The following is a 20,091-nucleotide window of genomic DNA, read 5'->3' as shown; positions in this document are numbered from 1 at the left end:
GAACCCAAACCCGGCGACGCACAACGACGACGCGAATGAAGCTCCGGTTTCTGGGTGGCGCTGGCGAGGTCGGTCGCAGTGCGATCCTCGTCAACGAGTCGCTGCTGCTGGATTACGGCATGAAGACCGAGACGCCGCCGCAGTTTCCCGTCGGCACCGTCGACCCCGAGGCCGTCGTCGCTTCCCACGGCCACCTCGATCACGTCGGCTCGATCCCGTCGCTGCTCTCGGGGAGCCGACGCCCGCCGATCCACTGGACGCCGCCGACCCGGGAACTCGCGCTGACGCTCGCCCGGGACACCCTGAAGCTCCACGGCGGCACCTACGACTGTCCCTTCACGGAGGTCGACGTCAGGCGCGTCACCCAGGTCAGCGAGACCCACGGCTATCGCGAGCCCTTCGAGGTAGCCGGTCACGAGGTCACCTTCTTCAACGCCGGCCACATCCCCGGCAGCGCGCACGTCCTCGTCGACGACGGCGAAACCCGACTGCTGTACACCGGCGACTTTCACACTGACAACCAACGGCTGGTCGCAGGAACCACCGCACGCCCTGACGCGGACGTGGTGCTCACCGAGAGCACCTATTCGGACGTCTCCCACGAGGACCGGGCGACCCTTGAGGAGCGCTTCGCCGAGAGCGTCAAGACGACGCTGTGGGAGGGCGGCACCGTCGTGATCCCCGCCTTCGCCATCGGTCGGACCCAGGAGATGCTCATGATCTGTGAAGCCCACGACATCCCCTGCTATGTCGACGGGATGGGAAAGCGGGTGACAAAGATGCTCCGCCGGCATCCGGAGTTCGTCCGCGATCCGGACGCCCTCCAGCGCGCCAAATCACACGCCCGGTTCGTCGACGGTCGCGACGGCCAGCGGAAACGCATCGCGGCACAGAACACGGCGATCGTCACCACCAGCGGGATGCTCAGCGGTGGCCCCGCGATGACCTACATCCCCGAAATTCGGGATCGGCCGGTCAACAAGATCGCGCTCACGGGGTATCAGGTCGAGGGGACGCCGGGCCGGGACCTGCTGGAGACGGGCAGCGCCGAGATCGACGGGCAGCGGATGCCAGTCGCCGCGCAGGTCGAGTCCTATGACTTCTCCGCGCACGCCGACCGTGCGGGCCTCGACGCGTTCCTCGATGCCTACCGCGAGACGCAACTCCTCGTCAATCACGGTGACAGGTGCGAGCAGTTCGCCGCCGAACTCGCCGGCGACGGGTTCGACGCGACGGCACCCTCTATCGGCGAGACGGTCGAAGTCCGATAGTCCACCGACCACCGGACGTGATCGACGAGACGGGCGTGCGGCAAGTTGCCGTCCTGGGGCGGCACCTTAAGTAAATACGCGTTGTTGTCCCGGAACGAGAGACATACATGGTGAGTCGTTCCGAAACGATCCGGATTCTCCACGTCGACGACGAGCCGGATCTCACCGAGCTGGCCGCGACGTTTCTCGAACGGGAGGACGACCGAATCGTGGTCGAAACCGCGTCGAGCGCCGCGGACGGTCTGGATGTCCTGGACGACTTCGCGGCCGACTGTATCGTTTCGGATTACGACATGCCCGGGCGAAACGGTATCGAATTTCTCAAAGCCGTCCGTGAGCGCCACCCGGAGTTACCCGTCATCCTCTATACTGGCAAAGGATCAGAAGAAGTCGCCAGTGAGGCGATCTCCGCCGGTGTGACCGAGTACATGCAAAAGGAAGCCGGGACTGACCAGTACACCGTGCTGGCGAATCGTATCACCAATAGCGTCGAACAATATCGTGCCCGTCAGGCGGCCGAACGGACGCGCGAGCGACTGACGGAGCTCTCCGAAAGCACGACGGACTGTCTGTGGATGTTCGACCGCGAGTGGGAGGAACTCGTCTTCATCTCCGGCTACGAGGACGTCTGGAACCGGTCGGAATCCGCTATCCGGGACGACCCACGGGACTTCCTGTACGGCGTCCATCCGGACGATCGAGCGCTCGTCGAAGACGCTATGGCCCGCCTCTCGAACGGCGAGACGATCGACGTCGAGTTCCGGATCCTGCGTGGCGACGACGATCCGGGCGCGGTGTGGATGAAGGGTGAACCCGTCCGCGACGACGAAGGGGCCGTCGTCCGGGTCGTCGGGTTCACTCGCGACATCACCGAGCGGCGAGAGCAGCGCCGGCGGCTGGAAACGCTGATCAGCAACCTCCCCGGCATCGCCTATCGGTGTCGCAACGAACCCGGCTGGCCGATGGAGTTTGTCCGTGGGGAATGCGAAACTCTCACCGGATATACTGCCGACGCCATCGAGCGCGGCGACGTCGACTGGAGCGAGGACGTTCTGCATCCGGAAGACAGCGAGGACATGTGGAACCGCGTCCAGGACGCTGTCGACGCCGACCGACCGTTCGAGGTCACGTATCGCATTCGAACGAAAGACGGTGATACCAGATGGATGTGGGAGCGGGGGCAGATGGTCGACGCCACCGGACAGGATACCGAGATACTGGAGGGGTTTATCACCGACATCACCGAGCGAAGGCGACGGGAGCGCGAACTCGAACGGTACGAGGCCTATCTTCAGGAGTCGACGGACATCATCACCGTGCTCGATGCGGACGGGACGGTCAAGTACCAGAGTCCCGCAGTCACGCGAATCCTGGGGTACGAGCCGGGAGAACTACTGGGAAAGAGCGGATTCGACTACGTCCACCCCGAGGACGTGGATACGGTTAGGGCCGCGTTCGCCGAACTCGCCGGCGAGCCCGAGGGGACCATCACCGTCGAGTGTCGGTTTCGCACGGCCGACGGCGGGTGGCGCTGGCTCGAGGTCAACGGCTCGAACCAGCTCGACACGGAGCCGATCAACGGGATCGTCACGAACAACCGCGACATCACCGACCGGAAGAAACGCGAGCAGGAACTCGAATCCATCCTCCACGAGATGGACGACGCCATCTTCGTTCACCCCGATGGCGGGCCGTTTACGTTCGTCAATCAAGCTGCCGTCGAACGGTACGGCTACACGGAAGCGGAACTCCACACGATGACCCCCGCGGACCTCAACGTGCCATCGGAACCGGGCGAGGTAGCTGAGCGCGTCCAGGCAGTCATGGCGTCCGGCCAGGCGGTGTTCGAAACCGAGCACCGAACCCGATCCGGGGAGACGATTCCCGTCGAGATCAACGCGACGACAGTCACGTTCCACGGGGACCGGTCGATCCTGTCGATAGTCCGGGACATCAGTGAGCGGAAATCGACCGAGCACGAGTCCCAGAGGCCAAACCGGGATTAGATCCGGCGGTCGGGATCCAGCTCCATCCCGTCGAACGTCGACAGCGTCGCGTCCCGCTCGCCGGCGAGTGCGTCCCGGACGTCCGCGTCCGTCCAGTCCAGCGGGCCGAGGACGCCGACCGCGGCCCTGATCGCCGCCTCGCGGTAGTAGCCCGCGTCGTAGTCGCTCTCGTCGTCGATCTCCGACGCCAGCCGCACTCGGTCCATCCCCTCTCTGTCGTCGTCGCGGACGACGTAGACGATGTCCTGGCCCGGCGCGGAGTCAAGCCCGATCGAATCCGCCCGCTCCAGCGCGGCGACGGTGCGGGTCCGGTGGGTGTAGGCGTCGACGTCCTTCGAGGCGCGATTCCGGACGAGCAGGTCCGTCGTCGGGACATCGCCGGCCGCAAGAGTTGCGAGGTGGGCCGCGAGCGTGTCGATCACCGCGCTCGGATCGCGCGTCCCGTCGAACGTCTCGATGAGCGACCGCTGAAGCCCCGCGACCCACGGCGGCGTCGAGCGCTGCCGGCAGGCGAGCCCGCGAACCTTGAAGGGGTCGTCCCCGTCCGGATCGCGCCGACTGCCGAAGTACTTCGTCAGCGCCCCGCCCTCGCCGTCGCGTCGGGGACAGAACGCCACCCAGTCGAAGTCCCCCTCGTGCTCCAGGGCGATCCCGACGTCGTCGGTGATCTTTGCGGCGATCTCCTCGAGTGGCTCCTGGGTCGCCCCCTCGCGGGGCGTCACCCAGATCGAATCGACGATGCCGTGCAGGACCGACCAGCCGCCGGCTTCCAGGCGTTCTTTGGCCGAGAGGAGGACGTCGCGTGCGTGGGCGTTGATCGCCTCGTGGACCTCGATCCGGCCGAACTTGGCGTTGCTGAACCCCTGATACCCGAAACACGAGACGAGGATCCACTTCAGGGCGTCCACTTGCCCGGAGAGTGCGCGCCGCTCGGCGGCCGAGAGGTCGTCCTCGGCCAGCCGGCGTTTCTTCTCGGCACGATCGTCGATGATCGGCTTGAGGACGTCGGGGAGATAGCCCTCGCGATCACAGACGGAATAGCCCAACTCGGGCACGTCCTCGCCATCGTGACACCCACACCGGACCGTCTCGGGCGAGAGATTGTGTTCGCAGATGATGTTGGGGTACATCGACGCGAAGTCGAGTTCGTGGACAGCGTCGTGAACGCCGACGATCGGTGAGAGCGTGGTTCCGCCCCGATCGGCGTCGTGTAGCGTCCGGGCGGTCTTGAACCGCTCCGGTCGCCAGGCCCGCCACTGGACGAGGACATCCCGCTTTCGGACGGCCCGGATCTGGATCGCCGTGAGCACGTTCCCGATCGACGCCCAGGACAGTTCCTGCAGCGGCTTGCCCGACCGGGCGACGAGATCGAGCGCCCCCGCGAGGTTCGTCTCGCCGAGGAAGAACGTGTTCGAGCGATCGATCACGACCCGTCCCGGAACGTTGTACCGCGCCGGAGAGTGCATCCGCCGCCCGTACGATTCGAACGTTGACGCCCCCGCGAGTTGCTGGACGGCCGGGATCTCGGCCCGCGGCGTACCGTCCGGAACCCGCTGGAGGCCGGGGTCGACGCCGTGCTCGGTGGCCGCCTCGTCGAGCAACGGGAGGATGTCACTCCGTTCGACCTGAAGCACGTCCGGATCCTCGACCGCCAGCCGCCGTCGAAGGGTCACCAGCACCTCCTCGACGGTGTCGCCGGCCGGCTGCGTCCCCGGCAGTGCGGGCTCGGCGGTGGCCGTCGAGGTCGCGTCCGTGGCCGACGAAGCTGTCGGGGCCGTCGTTCGCGCGCCGATCGCCAGTTCGGTGAGGTCACCTTCGGCCGCGGCAGTCCGGGGCAGATCCAGCCGAAGCACGCGCGGGGGCCGCCCCGGCGTCGGGTCGATCCCGGTTTCGAGACAGTACCGGAACTCCGGCGAGAAGTCCACGTCGAACGCCCGGTACGGAACCCGACCGGGTGGGCCGCGATTCTCGACGAAGCGAGCGACTTCCCGGACCGCATCGACCCGGTCGACGTCGATCCGGAGGACGGGCTGGTCGGCGAAGCGAAACCCCGGCGACCTCCACTCGAAACGAAGGTCTGCAACCGCCGGATGCATGTCGAGATCCGCCCGGAGATCGTTCAAATCGGCGATGCAGGCCTCGCGGTCGGGATCGCGTTCGGTCATCCCACGCGCGGCGACCGCGTACACCGTCGGGCGATACGCGGCCGCGCGCGACGCCGACCACGCCGGTTCATCGACGGTGCCGTCGAGGGACCACACGAGCGGGTCGCCGTCGCCGAGGAAGTCGATCGTGAAGACCATCCCCCGAAACCTCACCCTGTTCTTTCGTGTGGAGATGTCCCATTCCCCGCCGAGATTTCGTCGTATTGGTGCCCGAAATCGTCGATTTGGGCTTCGAGGGCGTCGACGCGATCCGCCTGCTCGCCGATCTCCCCTTCGAGTTCGTCGAGTCGCGCTTCGAGGTCGTCGATCCGCCGTTCCTGGGCGAGCGAGATCGCGAGCAGGACCGGCACGATCGGGGAATGGTGGTTCAAATTGCCCGCCGCGTCGGCGTGCGTCCGGGCGTGCCCGAGGAGGCGATCGAAGCGCTGCTGGTCCTCGTAGCGCAGCGCCCGCCGGAAGGGGGCCCAGCGGTCCTCGACCGACCGGAGCACGTCCCGGAACGTGGGGTTGGTCCGTCCCATCGTGGTCACCTGATTGCCGCCGGCCCGATAGTGAGTGACTGTGCGGTCGATCCGGATCCACTTGCCCTGACGGAGCCGCCGGACGCGACGGCCGGATGCCGAGCCCGGAGGATCTCCGCCCAGTAGGTGATCGTCGTCTGGTGGACGCCCTCCTCAACGCGGTAGACCAGCGTCTCGAAGTCGAGATCGTCGCACGCGAATCGGGGGCCGAACTGGGTTTCTTCGAGGGCGATCGTCGTGGCAGCCGCCTCGATCGGGTCGGTGTCGCTGTCGGCCCTGGACCGCGTCAGCACGACCGGGATGTCGTGTTCGCGGGCGATCGCGGCGAGGGTCGCCAGCGAATGGGAGAGGAGGCGTCCGGCGTCGCCATCCCGGATTTCCCCCTTGCGGTAGAGCGCGTCGAGTGCCGGGGCGACGACAACCGCGGGGCGGTCGGTCGCCGGCGCGCCGAAGGGCGAATCGCCGTCGCCCCGGAGCCACCGGCCGAGTTGCTCGACCAGCGTGTAGTGCTGGTGGGTCGTGAACGCGCGGGCGACGTGGACGCGATCGAGCGCACGCTCGGCCGGGGCGACGCGGGCGAAGGCGTGCGTCGTGGCGTGGCCCCCCGCGTCGACCCAGACAACGTCGCCGCCCGCCGAGAGCGCGGTATCGAGTGCGAGCGCGTGAAGCGGGCCGACGACGGCGTCGCGTCGCGATCGCGCGGTTCCCGCGTCGGGTTCCAGCAGATAGAGGTCGTCTTCGAGCGTCGGGAGTTCCGGGAGGGCGAGGCCGTCGTCAACGTCCACGGCGGTCGCCGCGTCGTCGATCTCGCCACTGGATCGTTGTCGGGCACGCTGGCCCGGGAGGTCCTCGCGACTCGAAGCCGGCCATCGCGGGTCCCCGATCGACGAGCCGCCTCGCCGGCTGTCCGTTCCCATCCGTCCGGTGATCGCGTCGTGTTCCATACGACAACGATCCGCCGGGACCGTCAAACCGGCTGGTGTGTCGTTTCATGGTTTCCGGATCGGCCGAAAACAGGGTGAAACCGGGGGACTGCACCGCTATCGGCGTCGTTTCCGGGTCGGTTCCGGATGCCGGGCCGCCATGCGGGTTTCCGGAAGCGTCACATGGGACTCACTCCCAGAGGTCCTCGATCCCGACCCGGATCGTGACCGGCCCGTCGGGCAATTCGAGGATCACGGGCGAGCGATCCGCGATGTCTCCCGCTATACTGACCTCGTACGTCGGGGTTTCGAGGCGCACGGTCCCGACGCCGGGCTCGAGCAGGCCGATGGCGTTCCGGAGCCCCGTCGCGTAATCGACGGTCATGATCTGTTCCGGGAGGACTCGCTCGTCGGTCTCGGCCTCTGGGGCGCGCTCGACGGTGAGCCGGTGGTTCCGCCGGCTGGTGTCGACCTCGGGATGGACCGCCTCGATGGTGTCACCGCCGCGTTCGATGGACAGATCCGTGGCCGGCGTCACCGCGACCGGGTCGCCGTCGAGTTCGAGTAGCGCCGCGTAGCAGCGGTACGTGTCCTCGAACATGAGGTCACGCGCGTAGGCGTACAGCCCCGGCCCGAGGTGCGGAACCGTCCGCCGGTAGCTGTCGTCCGTGACTGTGGGACCGGGCGGATCGCCGAGCCGATGGCCGTTGAACAGTGTATGTGTTTTCCGAGCGATGCTCCCGGGCTGGAGCGATCCCCCTGGCAGCGGAATGTTCTGGGGTGCGATATGATACCACGTGTCATCGTGCAATTTGTACAGTCCCCAGTTGTACGGGTTGAGCCCGAACGCCTGCTCGACGGTGTGATTGACGAGCGTGAAGTCAACCCGTAGCGGGAGGGTTCCCGCCTCCGTCTCCGGGTGGAGGAAAACCGGCGTCTCGGGACCGGCCTCGTGATACCAGACCCTCTTAGTCACGTCTTCGCGGGTGGGAGGCGGCGGCGGGACGTCCCGGCCCGCGTGGATGGATTCCTCGCTCGGCCCGGGCGCTGTCCGGTCCCAGACGGCGATCGACAGGGCGACTTCGGCGCCGGTGGTGCTGTATCGCCCGGGGACAGGCACGCGGATGGCGTCCTCGACGGTAGAGGCGACGAGCGCCCACTGCCCGTAGATGGTCTGGCCCGGGGCAAGGCGCAGGTAGTCCGGAATATCATGATCGGCGTGCTCCTGGACCCGCCAGACGCCTTCCCCGTCGCGGTGGAACGACGGTTCCCCGTCGACGAAGTCGTGTGCTGCGGTCGGTTCCAGCAGTTGCACGAGGTTGCGGTCCCTGCCCGGGATCGACACGTCCAGATAGCCGTCCGGCCGGAACCAGCCGTTCCCACCGAACGGCGAGAGCTTCTCGAAGGCGATTACGTGCTCGAAGTCGCCATTATTGGTGAGTGTCCCCTCGACGAGCGCGGGGCCGTCGGCGTCCGGTTCCGAGACGAACTGGAAGCTGTCCCACAACCACTCCTCGTCACCGCCCCCACCGCCCGCGCCCAGCGCGTAGACCCGGTCGGTGGCCGCGGCCGTCACGAGCTGCGAGCCCTCCGACTGGAGCGGTTCGCGCTCCGGGTCAGGCTCGGGCGGGGTCACCACCGTCGGCCCCGCGACGGTCGTCGTTACCCCGGGCGTCTCCTCGCTCGCGGGGGCCGTACACCCGGCCAGCCCGGCGGCGACGACCGTCCCGAGGAAGGTACGCCGGCGCATGACCCGGGAGTTCGTTCGATGCCTGCATAAGTTTTCATCCGACTATCAGTTCCGTGACGTGGGTTCGACCCTGACTGTCGGGTCGTCACCACTCTGCCATGGGTTCCATCGCTCCCCGAAGGTGGACGAACGCACAGCTACTCCTCGGCGATGACGCGATACGTCCGGGTCGGGCCACTCCCGTCGGCCTCGACCAGGTTGTACTGTTCGATTTTCTGGAGCCACGACCGGACCGTCCGCTTCGTCCGGGGATCCTCGACCGCCGCGACGTACCGATCGTAGACCTCCCGCGGCGGGAGCCCGTCGCTCTCCCGGAGGATCTCGAATACTTTCCGTTGCTCCTTGTGCAGTGCGTCGAGGGCCCGCGACCGGACTTCCCGGCGGGCTTCGGGGATCGCGGCCTCGATGTGGGACGCGGCGATAGCATCGGCACCGTCGCGGTCGGCCCGCCGTGCGGCGCTCCGGAGGATACTCAACCCGACGCGGGCGTCGCCGGCGGCGGCGTCGGCGATCCACCGGAGCTGGTCGAAGTCGACGGCCCCCGAAGCCAGCCCGTGGTCGACGCGGTCGGCCATGATGTCGGTCAGCTCTTCGACGTCGTAGCGGTCGAAATGGATCGTCTCGGCGGTGTGAAGCCGCGACCGGACGCGCTCGTCGAGGCCGGCCAGCAGCTCTTCCTCGTCGTTGGTGATCAGGACGACCGCGAACGCGGGGAGGCGGTAGAGGTCGTAGATCAGGTGGCCGTCCTCGAGCTGGTCGACCTCGTCGAGCGTGACGATGACGGGCGGGCCGTCGTAGGCTTCGAGCCGATCGAGGAGTTCGTCGTGGGGCGTCGACTGGCGGTGGACGTCGATCGTCCGGCCGAGGCCCTCGAGAATCCGGTAGAGGGCTTTGAAGCGAGTGTACGATTGCCAGCAGTTGACGTGGATCGCCTCGACGTCGAGGGCGGTCTCCCGGAGGCGGCCGACGACGAACTTCGCGATGGTGGTCTTGCCGGCTCCCGAGGGGCCGGTGAGCAGCGCGGACTCGGGCGGTTCGCCCTCGACGACGGGTTCGAGGACGGCCGAGAGCGCGTCGACCTCGCCGTCGCGGTGGACGACGTCGTTCGGGACGAACTCCTCGCGGAGCACGCGGGCGTCCTCGATCATCAGGCGACGATTTCGCGGCGAGCGTCATAAGCGGTCGGGGTCGTTTCCGGGTTTCCGGGATGGGTCGTGTTGAAGTCTTATATAGAGACTGGCTTGAGGTAGACAGATCGACCGGGAAAATACGATGAAAGACATAAAGTGATTAGACGCTAAGAGGAATACACATGCTCACTCCCGGAGACGAGGAATCCCTCCTTTTGGATATAAAAGAGGGGATCCAATATGCGCTCTATCTCGGTAAACAGGAGGGGCGATTTTCCGAAGGCGAGATCCATCTCGATACGATTCGTCTGAACAAACTCCAGTATATCGTCAATGAGGACCGCAATCTGGGACTGACGTTCGGTTGGTTCAAATACGGTCCTGCCCCTGAGGACGTTACCACAGACACTGGAGTGGCGCTAGGTCCTCGGCCCGGAGATGATATCGCGTACCTGGATGAAAGTAGACTGCCAAGCAAAGACCACCTTTCGACAGAAGCATTTGCGTACTATTTTCTCAGGGAACTTGACGACGAATTCGATAGAATCGTGACGGCGGAAGAAACGAAAGTCTACTTGGTAGACTTCTACGATGAGTATGCGCCAAAGGATGAATATGCAGCTCGATTCACTGATTTGTATACGGCAAGCGCTCGTCTCCAACAAACGCTTGACGCAATCGGGGGCGGGGAGAATTGGCATCAGAACTCGACAGAGTTCTATTATGAACTGGACAAGAAGTTCGTCTCAGTGAGTGAGGAAATAGCGAAGCTTGACGTCTTGGAACACACTCTAGAACCGCTTGAAGAATACCGGACGTTGCTGACCAGTATCATCTCGGAAGCTGACGCAGCGGATGAACTGTCATCGGGCCAGCAGGCATTCATTAATAATGCTGTTCGGAAGTTCTACAACACGGTTTGGGATTTTGTCGGCCAAGAGATTTCTCTTGAGACGATGCGGGGCGAAAACGTGGATGAGCTTCGTCCAGAGGTTGAAGCAAATGCTGAAAAATACCGGGATGGCTCATGGAAAGCCGAACTAAAATCTCTGGGGGAGAGGAGAGAGTCAGTTGGCTTGGAACCCGAAATAGAAGACATGGAGAAACTAGAGTCAGGCGGAAACGGAGAAGATGACGAGCAATCGCTTGATGGGGAAACGATCAGCCGTGTCTCGGAAATGGGAGCAGAGGTGATTACCGATTGAGTTTCCCGGAATACGGGGATCTCATTCACGTTGACTTTAGGCCTGCTGCAGACGCCGAACCGGGCGAATTTGAAGATCCCCATCCCGCAGTTGTCGTCCAATACACGAATTCTGATGATAGAGCGGTAGTCGTTGCCCCAGTTTCATCGCGTGACAAGCAAAGCTTCTCTCGTGAAGTGAGACTGCCCGGAACAATTGATGGATTGGACAGCGACTCAGTAGTGATCCTGAATTTGATAACTACCGTCTCATTTGAGGGGCGAGTGAAACCGAAGGGCGACGACTCGGAGTCATGGCGTCTCGGGAAAGTTCCGCCGCGGAAGATAGAAGAGATACAAGAAAAACTCGCACGGCTGTTCCGAATCTAGCCATATGGCCAGTCGGCAAAATTTCTCCTGATAAAAATTCGATGTTTCGTCGCATAGCGGTACAGCAGCCATGCAAGCGACTCCACCCTCCACAGCAAAGCCAAAGCTATTGAATGGGGGGAACGATCAGAATTTCCGAGAAGAGCCCGTTAATTTCGAAGACTCCGCCGACTCACACACCCACCCATCCAATATCAATCAACTATCCCTACTTCAGTGGCTTCTTTTTGATCTCCCTCGAAGATCGAATTCTTCGTAGAGCGTGTCCGTTGCGCTGAGGAATTCTTCCGTGATGATCGCGCGTCGGTATGCCTGCTCAGCTTCCGCCTGGTCATCCGCCTCCTGAAAAAGGCCGAACGACTCGATACCAGTATTATACTCCAAGCTTGCCATCCGCATTAACAGTCGTTCGGCACTCTTCAAATCTTGAGTAGCGCGGCGATTATAATGATCAGCTGTTAATTCCTGCTCCACTTCCAGCTTCTCTTTGTCAACGTCATCGAAGTCAGCCGACCTCAGCGCCGGAATTGCGGAGACGTAGGCGTACGCGTAGAATAGATCGATGACAGCCGCAGCGAGGTACTCGTCAGACTTACGATCTTCTGCCCGCTCCTGATAAGCCACAGCGTTCTTCCGCGCGTACTTAACATGTTCTGAGAGAGCGTCACCGACACCACTCAATTCGTTTACAATCTGGCTATGGAGTGAGTCGTACAGCGACTGGAGTGCGCTGCTGTGGTCGGCACGTCGCGAACGACTGGCGTTCCGATTTTTGATGTAGTGTTCGGCGTCGTCAAGGTTACCGGCGGCGAACTCAAGTCCGGACACAGCATACTTCAATTTCTCATCATCGCTGAACCAGTCAACGTTAAACGCACTCGTAGCGCTGTCTGCCCACGATATTGCGGATTGGATAGATTTCTCAATCTGTCCGACTTCACCGATGACCGAATCTAGGGTGTCGCCAGTGTAGCGGACTTTGTTTGCAGTAGCATTCGCCTTGTTCTCCATCTGGTTGGCGCGGTTTGTCGCGTTGTTGGCGTTGATCTTGCCGTTGAAACTGTTCTGTCGAACGCCAACTCCACGTCCGTGTGCGGACGCACTCCGGTACGCAACTAGCGAACGGAAGTCAGTGTCCATCTTCGGCGCTTGCTCAAAGCCACGAACAGCTTCCGCCTCGAACTTCTTCCGTGGATTGTCGCGAACCGGCTTCGCGTATTCACGCGCTTTCTTTTTCGCGGACTCAAGATGGTCAGAGGAAACCGAGATCGGTCGAGAAACGCTTTCGAGCGTGCAACACGACCCGGAATCCGATTTAGTCACTTCTTCGGTAGCCGACATCGCACTCATCGAAGAGTCCATCGCATTCGAAGGGACATACGGGGGGCAGTCTGGGCAATCTGGAGTATCACAGACATCATCGTCTTCCCTATAGATGCAAAACCCAGTGCCCAGCGACATCTGGTGAAGGGACTCCTTCGTAAACATCCACCCACCCTCTTGGCTCCACATGTACTCGCCAACATCGGTTTCCCGGTTGGCATATGTGAAATTCCAGCCTGGATCGAGAGTGGTACTTGTCTCCCATTTCCAATCAGCTGAGTGCGTTACACTATAGGATTCTTCTGTTATCGATGGAGTCGGATCGAAGTAAGTAATCGACGCACCGTTAGGTCCCGGATCTGTTTCCGTTTTGTTAGAGTTTTCAGAGACGACCGGGGGACGTGGTGGCATATCATATGGAATTGCTTGATCAACCAGGTACCAGACCCAATCGAAGACGTATTCTTGATACGCTCTATTCGGAATCTCCTTATCATCGTCTTCATCGTCAATATACGCGTAAAGATTATCAAATATTAGATCAGTCGATGTTTCATCTTTCCCGATCTCTAGTTTGCTGTTCTTTGTTCCTGGGGCGAAAACTTGACCAGTGTATATTGGCTTCTTTCGAGATGTGCCACCAGTATTTACCCAGGAACCGGACTGCCAGGTGAAGAACGATGAATCGGCTGCGTACTTCTTTTCTTCATATCGAACAGACCCAGTCGTAGTTACGTTGTCACCATCATGCCCTTCAACACTGTACTCTAAATGGTAGTCGAGTTCATTCATCTCACTCAGACTGTTGCTGGATTGACCACGTACGGAGGCAGCCGTTCTATTAAGGATCGGGCTAGTGACGCCAGCTGCAAGAAGAGCTTTCAGTACTTTTCGTCTCGGGGGGTCGTGAACCGGTTTGTGGTTTTCAGGTGCCATAACGCAACCAAAGATCAAAGAGATAGTATTAATAGATTATGGTTTTAGAATATATTTTCAGATGTACAGTATATTCAATTGATAATTAAACAAACGAAATATGAGAGTGATCTCAAGTAACTAAAATCGTTCCTCAATTACCGCTCATGCGTAGCACATCATTGATTTCACAGTGCCGCTCGAACAGCAGGTTTGAGAGCGTTTCGCCCCGTTTCAGATATAAAGTACGCCTATTTGAAACACTCTGAGATACTGTATCAGCTTATCCATAGAGACGCCCCGGTCCGGCGAGAGCCGCCGTCGCGTCAGCGGCGATGGGCGCTCGCAGGTGTTGTCATGCGCCTCGTCGTCAGCGTGTTCGCTGTCGCCATGGAGGATATAATCGCGGTAGAATGTATTGTCTTCTTCGAGCGGTTCCTACGCCCTAAAGCCGTTGTTGTAGACGGACAGTGGCTCCTACTAGCGGTCAGCTAGCAGACACTTGCGTCGATCCGCCCGGTCCCGGATTTGCGACTGCCGACTGGATGTGATGGGCGTTCGTCCGCCGGTTTCCCCCGCTATCGACATCCGTCCTGGTAAAACCTGACCGTGGCTCCGTTCTCGGTCGGTTGCACGGATAGATACAGTTTGTCCTCGCGGTTTTCTCTTGTTTTGCAATCTGGGATGTAGTGGTAGTGCCGTGGGGTCTTTGCGTCGATCTTTGCTCGGACGATGTACGGACGATTCGGCACCGTCGGCACGTCGGGCACAGTGTATTCTTTGCCGTCCTCATATGGTTCTAATTTGTATACCTCACGGAGAACGGTCCCATCACTTCGGTCCTCGGCATCCCGATCAATGATATCGACGGTAATTTCGTGTCGTTCAGGGGTGTAGTTTGCGATCTCAACTGGGATGAGGGAAGGCTCGGAATCGAGCGCACTACACCCTGCAAGGGAGGTGATACTGACTCCAGCAACAACAGAATGGAGGACACAGCGTCGCGATAGTGGCTCTCCCATAGTCATGATATTCAACAGTTAGATAAATGTTTTATCGTATTGGACACTTGGAGGAGACTACTCTTGGATAGACAAAACGTCCGACGCGTTCGATGACACGCTGCACGTTCCAGTGATCGAGCCGTTCGAACCAGACAGTCCTGCCGTCACTCCCAATCCAGTCCCATCACCCACTTCTCCGGCAGAAAATCCTATACAATTATAAACGTGGACGGGCCGTCACCACACGACATGGATATCGACGCGGCGGCAACGCAGTGTCGGGAGGTAATCGACCTGTTGAACGAGGCGGTCGTCGCCGACCGGACGTTCTTCGAAGACCTCCTCGTGGGGCTGCTCGCCGGGGGACACGTGCTGATCGAGGACGTACCGGGGACGGGCAAGACGCTGACGGCGCGCTCGACGGCGACGGTGCTGGGGCTGTCGTTCTCGCGCGTCCAGCTCACGCCGGACCTCCTGCCGGCGGACGTCATGGGGAGCCAGGTGTTCAACCAGCGCGACCGGGAGTTCGAGTTCCGCCAGGGGCCGCTCTTTGCGAACGTCGTGCTGGCGGACGAACTCAACCGCGCGCCGCCGAAGACCCAGTCGGCGCTGCTGGAAGCCATGGAGGAGGGCCAGGTCACCATCGAGGGCGACACCCACCCGCTGCCCGCCCCCTTCTTCGTGATCGCGACCCAGAACCCGATCGAGGAGAGCGGGACGTTCGAACTGCCGGAGGCACAGAAGGACCGCTTCCTGATCAAGACCCAGCTCGGGTATCCCGATCGGAGTGGCGAGCGGACGATCCTCGATCGCCGACTCGCGCGTGACGCGGCGACGCCGTCGGTCGAGAAATTACTCGAATCCGGGACAGTCCAATCCCTCCGGGACGTTCCCGAGACGGTCAGCGTCGAGGGAGACCTCCGGGAGTTCATGCTCGACCTCACGCGGGAGACCCGCTCGCACCACCACATTCGAACCGGTGTCTCCCCGCGTGGGACCCAGCGCCTGCTGGAGGCGAGTCGGGCCTTCGCCGTGATCGAGGGGCGTGACTACGTCGTTCCGGACGACGTCACCCGGATGGCCGAGCCAGTCCTGGCTCACCGGCTGGTGCTCACGCCCGAGGCCACGGTTCAGGAGATCGAAAAGCGCGAGCTCGTCCGGGAGATCGTCGAGGACACGCCGGTCCCGACAGTTCAGGCGGACGCGACCGCCTGAGGAGGATGGCAAGGAACCACACTCGGGGGGTCGTTGCCCTCCTCGCTATCGTCGCCGTGGTCCTCGCCGCGGTGGCGGTCGGGCCGCTGTTTACCGCCGAGCAGGGCGGCGACACAGTGGGCCTCGAACAGCCGCCGCTAGATGGCGGGAGTTCCCAACCCGGGGACATCGACGCGCCGACTCTCCGGGCGATCCTGACCGCGATGGCCGTCGTCGGGTTGCTGGCGACGCTCGTGCAGTTCGTCAGCGACCCCTGGGAGAGTTTCAAGTGGCTCGTCGGCACGGCGATCGGGACCGCAGTGTTCGCCGCTGCGCTCTGGCTCGTGTTCGTGCAGCTCGGGGACTTCCCGACAGCCGGGGCACCGACGCCATCGGAGACGCCACCGGGGACAGCAACAACCCAGACCACAGAGGGGACCACGGGCTTCGGCGACGGATCGGAGACGCCGATGGTGCTCCCCGTCGGCGGGGCAACCGGAATCGTCCTCGGCGCGGGCGTCTTCGCCGTGCTCGCCTTCTTCGCCTGGCGATCCGACTCGCTTCGGTCGGTCCTGTCGGCCGAGGAGGGGGGCGAGGCGGAGGCCGTCGATGCCGACCTCTCGAATCTCGCAGCGGTCGCCGGCAACACCGCCGACCGCGTCGAGGCCGCCGAGACACCGCGGGCGGCCGACAACGCGATCTATCGCGCCTGGGGGGAGATGGTCACGCTGCTGGGCGTCGGCGATCCCCAGGAGGCGACCCCAAGACAGTTCGAGGCGACGGCGATCGAGGGAGGGATGGATCCCGAGGACGTTCACGTGCTCACCGAGACGTTCGAAGAAGTCCGGTACGGCGACGCACCGCTGACCGAGGCACGCCGGAAGCGTGCCGTCGATGCACTCGAACACATCGAAGCCACCCACGGAGCCGACGAGACAGACGCAGACACGGGAGGTGAGGGATCGTGAACGAGAGTCTCCGCCGGTTCGCGGTCGTGATCGGCCTCGCGTCGCTGGCCGGCGGGAGCGTGGCAGTCCTAACGGCAGGGGCGGGCGGCACCTCGAGCCTGACGGCCGTCCTGTACGGGGGTGGCGGCGTGATCGCCGGCGTGATGGCGTTGCTGGTCTACCGGGACTGGCGGACATCGAGTCGCATCGAGCCCCCAGCGGTCGAACGGACGCCCACGCCGCCGACACCCGGAACCGAATTCGACCGGACGCTGGGACAGTTTGACGGGAGTGGAACCGGATACCTCCCGGATCGCGCCGACATCCACGATCGGCTTCGCGAACTCGCGGCCAGGATTCTCGCCCGAAAGCGCGGGACGACACCGGAGGCCGCACTGGCCGCGATCGATGCCGGCGACTGGCCGCGTGAGGAGGCGAGTTCCGTGTTCCTCCGGAACGCCGACGCGTCGGTCCCCGAGTCGCTGTCCGAACGCGCTCGTGGCCTATTCAGCGACGACCCCTCGGACTTCCAGCGGCTGGTCAGGCGGACGGTCGCGACACTCGAAGGCGAGTCCGACCTCGTCGATGAGGCGGGCGAAGGACGGCTCGTCCTCGACGACGACCGGCGATCCGAGGAGACCCACTCGACGAGCGATCTCGCGGCGGAGATGGTCGGCGGAAGCCAGGTATACGACGGCGTCACCAGCGCGCGCTTCCGGCCGCTGGTCCCGCTCGGCGTCGCGTTCGTCGGCCTCGGCCTGTTCGTCCAGAACGCCGGGATCATCCTGGCCGGGACCGTCCCGATCGGCGTCCTGGCGTTCGCCCGGTTCGTGACGCCGCCGGACGCCACGCTGACCGTCGAGCGGACGCTCGATCCCCGCCATCCCGATCCCGGAGACGAGGTCACGGTGACGACGACGGTTCGCAAGGACGGCGACCGGACGCTGCCCGATCTCCGGGTCGTCGACGGCGTCCCGGAAGGACTCTCAGTGGTCGAGGGATCACCGCGGCGTGGGACGGCACTTCGGCCCGGCGAGGCAACGACCGTCGAGTACACAGTGACTGCCCGCCGAGGGACACACGAGTTCGGTCCTGTCTACGCGATCGTCCGGGACTATGCGGGCCGGTCGGCACGCACGCAACTCGTTGAGGCCGTCGAAGACGCCGACACGTTGCTGTACTGTATTCCGGTGCTACAGGCGACACCGGTGCAGGTCCCACTGTTCGAACACGCAAGCGAGTCACTCGGCCGGATCCCCGCCGAGGGCGGGGACGGCGTGGCGTTCTACGCGACCCGGGAGTATCGATCGGGCGACCCGACGAATCGCATCGACTGGAAACGCCTGGCGCGGTCGCCGAGCGAGGAACTCACGACGATCGAGTTCCGGGAGGAACACGCCGCGTCGGTCGCCATCGCCATCGAGACCGCCGGATCGTCGTATACGGCACCCGCGCCGGACGAGCCGACAGCACTCGAACGGTCGATCGCGGCCGCTCGACGGCTATGTGGGTCGTTGTTGGGGACCGGCGACCGGGTCGGGATCGCGGCACTCGGACCGACGCCGGTGTGGATCGCGCCCGGGACCGGGTACGACCACCGCGAACGCGTCGAGCGCGTGCTGGCGACCGACGACGCGTTCCCGGCGACGACACCCGACAGCGATACGTTCAGCCCGCGCTGGGTCCGGGAGTTCCACCGCCGGTTCCCCGAGGAGACCCAGGTCGTGCTGGTTTCGGCACTCACGGACCCCACCTACCACTTCGTGATCCATCGACTCCGCGCGTACGGCCATCCGGTCACGGTGCTGAGTCCGGACGTGACGACGGGCGAAACCGTCGGCGAACGACTCGTCCGCCTCGAACGGCGCCACCGGATCGAGGCGTTACGGGAGGCCGGCGTCCGGGTCATCGACTGGGCAGACGAGGAAGAACTGGGCGTTGCACTCACGCGGGCCGGATCGAGGTGGTCGGCATGAGCGAAGCGTCACGGTTCACCCACCAGCCAGGGGCCGTCCTCAGGGCGGGTGCGCTGGTGGCCGCACTCGGCGTCACACTGCTCGTGGCCCCGATCACGACGATCGCGCTGGTCGGATGTGTGATCGGCATCGCTGGCCTCGCGATCGGTCTGACGCGACACATGCGGACGGTGACTGGACTCGGGGCGGCCATGATCGTCGCCGCCGTCGTCGCCACCGCGTTCGCGGGGATCACCGTCGAGTGGCTGCTTCCGGCGGTCGTTGGAAGCGTCCTCGTCTGGGAGTTCGCGCTGGGTTCGTTCACCGCCGGGGCCGAACTCGACGGCGGGAGCGTCGAACGCGCCGAGTTCCTCCACGTCGGAATCATGACCGCCGTCGCATCGCTGGTGGCGGCGGTCGCCTACGTCGGTTACGAGACACTCACGGTCGGCGTCTCCTTGCCCGGCACGGCCCTGCTGGTCGTCGCGGCGATCGCGCTGTCGCTGGGCCTCCGGGACTGACGACCCCCACTCGCTCGGTTGTCTTCGCGGCCACCCCACACGGACCGTCGTCGGGCCAACGTCATCCCACCGTTAGACGTTAGAGGCGTCACTGCGAAGCGTTGCTCACACCGTGTCACGAACGCACACACTCAGACGGAGTTTCGTGGCGGGGCTGTTCCTCGTCGCCCCGCTCGTGGTCACGATCGTCGCGCTCAGACTACTGATCGGGTGGCTGTCAGGGTTCGTGGATCCGATCGTCGCGGCGACCGCACTCTCCCAGTACACGGCGAACATCACGCTGGTCGCGCAGGTCATCACCTTCCTGACGCTGGTCGTCGTGATCACCGGGCTGGGGTATCTCACCCAGCGGTCGATCGGCGATTGGGCGTTCGCGTGGTTCGACCGGGTGTTCGGCATCGTCCCCGTCGTGCGGGTCATCTATACGAGCGTCCGCCAGATGACCCAGGCGCTACGCAACCGGGAGAACCGCTACGAGAACGTCGTGCTGATCGAATATCCACGCGAAGGGCTGTTCGCCATCGGGTTCGTCACCGGCGAGAGTCCGGCCTCGACCCACGCAGTCACCGGCGAGGCGTACAACGTCTTCGTCCCGCACAGCCCGAACATCACCGGCGGGCGACTCGTCCTCGCGCCGGAAGACACCATCCACGAGGTCGACATCAGCGTCCGCCGGGCCATCCGACTGCTGATGACGACCGGCATCGCCGAGGAACAGTCCGACATCGACGCACTCGCCGCCGAGACCGACGTCGACATCCCGGACGCCGCGGCGTTCGAGGGCACGCCGTCAGCCGAGGAAAGCGACGACGCATAGGCCGGGACTCGTGACAGTGTGAATCAACGAATTCGGGGCTGTAGACACGTATTTGTCCCGATCGCCAATCTTTTAG

General features: G+C 63.4%; 15 protein-coding genes. 9 read left to right on the top strand and 6 right to left on the bottom strand.

The window, feature by feature from the left end:
* Positions 1-35: 35 nt before the first annotated feature.
* Entirely contained in the window at positions 36-1,271 is a 1,236-nt protein-coding gene (locus HUTA_RS09250) for an MBL fold metallo-hydrolase (protein ID WP_015789634.1), read from the top strand.
* A 110-nt stretch (positions 1,272-1,381) separates the two neighbouring features.
* Positions 1,382-3,277, top strand: coding sequence for a PAS domain S-box protein (locus HUTA_RS09245; protein ID WP_169304889.1), 1,896 nt, complete (start codon positions 1,382-1,384; stop codon positions 3,275-3,277).
* Here HUTA_RS09245 and HUTA_RS09240 read toward each other — a convergent pair.
* The 5 genes from HUTA_RS09240 to HUTA_RS09220 form a co-directional block, all read right to left on the bottom strand.
* Complete coding sequence (locus HUTA_RS09240; protein WP_015789632.1) at positions 3,274-5,580, bottom strand: type B DNA-directed DNA polymerase; 2,307 nt, start codon at positions 5,578-5,580, stop codon at positions 3,274-3,276. The two genes, HUTA_RS09245 and HUTA_RS09240, sit on opposite strands and share 4 nt — an antisense overlap.
* Before the next feature lie 11 nt (positions 5,581-5,591).
* Positions 5,592-5,963 carry a hypothetical protein gene (locus HUTA_RS09235; protein ID WP_015789631.1) on the bottom strand — a complete coding sequence of 124 codons (372 nt, stop codon included), beginning with the start codon at positions 5,961-5,963 and terminating at the stop codon, positions 5,592-5,594.
* Between the two features lie 5 nt (positions 5,964-5,968).
* Entirely contained in the window at positions 5,969-6,907 is a 939-nt protein-coding gene (locus tag HUTA_RS09230; protein ID WP_015789630.1) for a P-loop NTPase family protein, read from the bottom strand.
* Positions 6,908-7,076: 169 nt separating this feature from the next.
* Positions 7,077-8,636 (bottom strand): hypothetical protein, encoded by a 1,560-nt coding sequence (locus tag HUTA_RS09225; protein ID WP_015789629.1) that lies wholly within the window; start codon positions 8,634-8,636, stop codon positions 7,077-7,079.
* Between the two features lie 137 nt (positions 8,637-8,773).
* Positions 8,774-9,784, bottom strand: coding sequence for a Cdc6/Cdc18 family protein (locus HUTA_RS09220; protein ID WP_015789628.1), 1,011 nt, complete (start codon positions 9,782-9,784; stop codon positions 8,774-8,776).
* Between the two features lie 164 nt (positions 9,785-9,948).
* Between HUTA_RS09220 and HUTA_RS09215 the strand changes: the two genes are divergently transcribed.
* Entirely contained in the window at positions 9,949-10,971 is a 1,023-nt protein-coding gene (locus tag HUTA_RS09215) for a hypothetical protein (protein ID WP_015789627.1), read from the top strand.
* Entirely contained in the window at positions 10,968-11,339 is a 372-nt protein-coding gene (locus HUTA_RS15105) for a type II toxin-antitoxin system PemK/MazF family toxin (RefSeq protein WP_079891701.1), read from the top strand. Before HUTA_RS09215 ends, HUTA_RS15105 begins: the two co-directional genes overlap by 4 nt.
* 213 nt (positions 11,340-11,552) lie before the next feature.
* On the opposite strand, the gene HUTA_RS09210 is transcribed toward HUTA_RS15105, so the two are convergent.
* On the bottom strand, positions 11,553-13,454 hold the full coding sequence (locus HUTA_RS09210) for a hypothetical protein (RefSeq protein ID WP_015789626.1): 1,902 nt from the start codon (positions 13,452-13,454) through the stop codon (positions 11,553-11,555).
* Positions 13,455-14,830: 1,376 nt separating this feature from the next.
* Here HUTA_RS09210 and HUTA_RS09205 point away from each other — a divergent pair.
* From HUTA_RS09205 to HUTA_RS09185, 5 genes are all read left to right on the top strand, one after another.
* A complete protein-coding gene (locus tag HUTA_RS09205; protein ID WP_015789624.1) occupies positions 14,831-15,796 on the top strand; it encodes an AAA family ATPase in 966 nt (321 codons plus the stop codon).
* 5 nt (positions 15,797-15,801) lie between these two features.
* The gene (locus tag HUTA_RS09200; RefSeq protein ID WP_015789623.1) at positions 15,802-16,743 is read left to right on the top strand and encodes a DUF4129 domain-containing protein; all 942 of its coding nucleotides are present in this window, start codon (positions 15,802-15,804) and stop codon (positions 16,741-16,743) included.
* Complete coding sequence (locus HUTA_RS09195; protein WP_015789622.1) at positions 16,740-18,698, top strand: DUF58 domain-containing protein; 1,959 nt, start codon at positions 16,740-16,742, stop codon at positions 18,696-18,698. Before HUTA_RS09200 ends, HUTA_RS09195 begins: the two co-directional genes overlap by 4 nt.
* The gene (locus tag HUTA_RS09190; protein ID WP_015789621.1) at positions 18,695-19,198 is read left to right on the top strand and encodes a DUF7519 family protein; all 504 of its coding nucleotides are present in this window, start codon (positions 18,695-18,697) and stop codon (positions 19,196-19,198) included. Before HUTA_RS09195 ends, HUTA_RS09190 begins: the two co-directional genes overlap by 4 nt.
* Positions 19,199-19,310: 112 nt before the next feature.
* Positions 19,311-20,015 (top strand): DUF502 domain-containing protein, encoded by a 705-nt coding sequence (locus tag HUTA_RS09185; RefSeq protein WP_015789620.1) that lies wholly within the window; start codon positions 19,311-19,313, stop codon positions 20,013-20,015.
* Positions 20,016-20,091 lie beyond the last annotated feature (76 nt).

It is taken from the genome of Halorhabdus utahensis DSM 12940 (assembly GCF_000023945.1).
GTDB lineage: Archaea > Halobacteriota > Halobacteria > Halobacteriales > Haloarculaceae > Halorhabdus > Halorhabdus utahensis.
The sequence above is the reverse complement of the archived record's forward strand: the minus strand, read 5'-3'. Positions and strand labels throughout refer to the sequence as shown.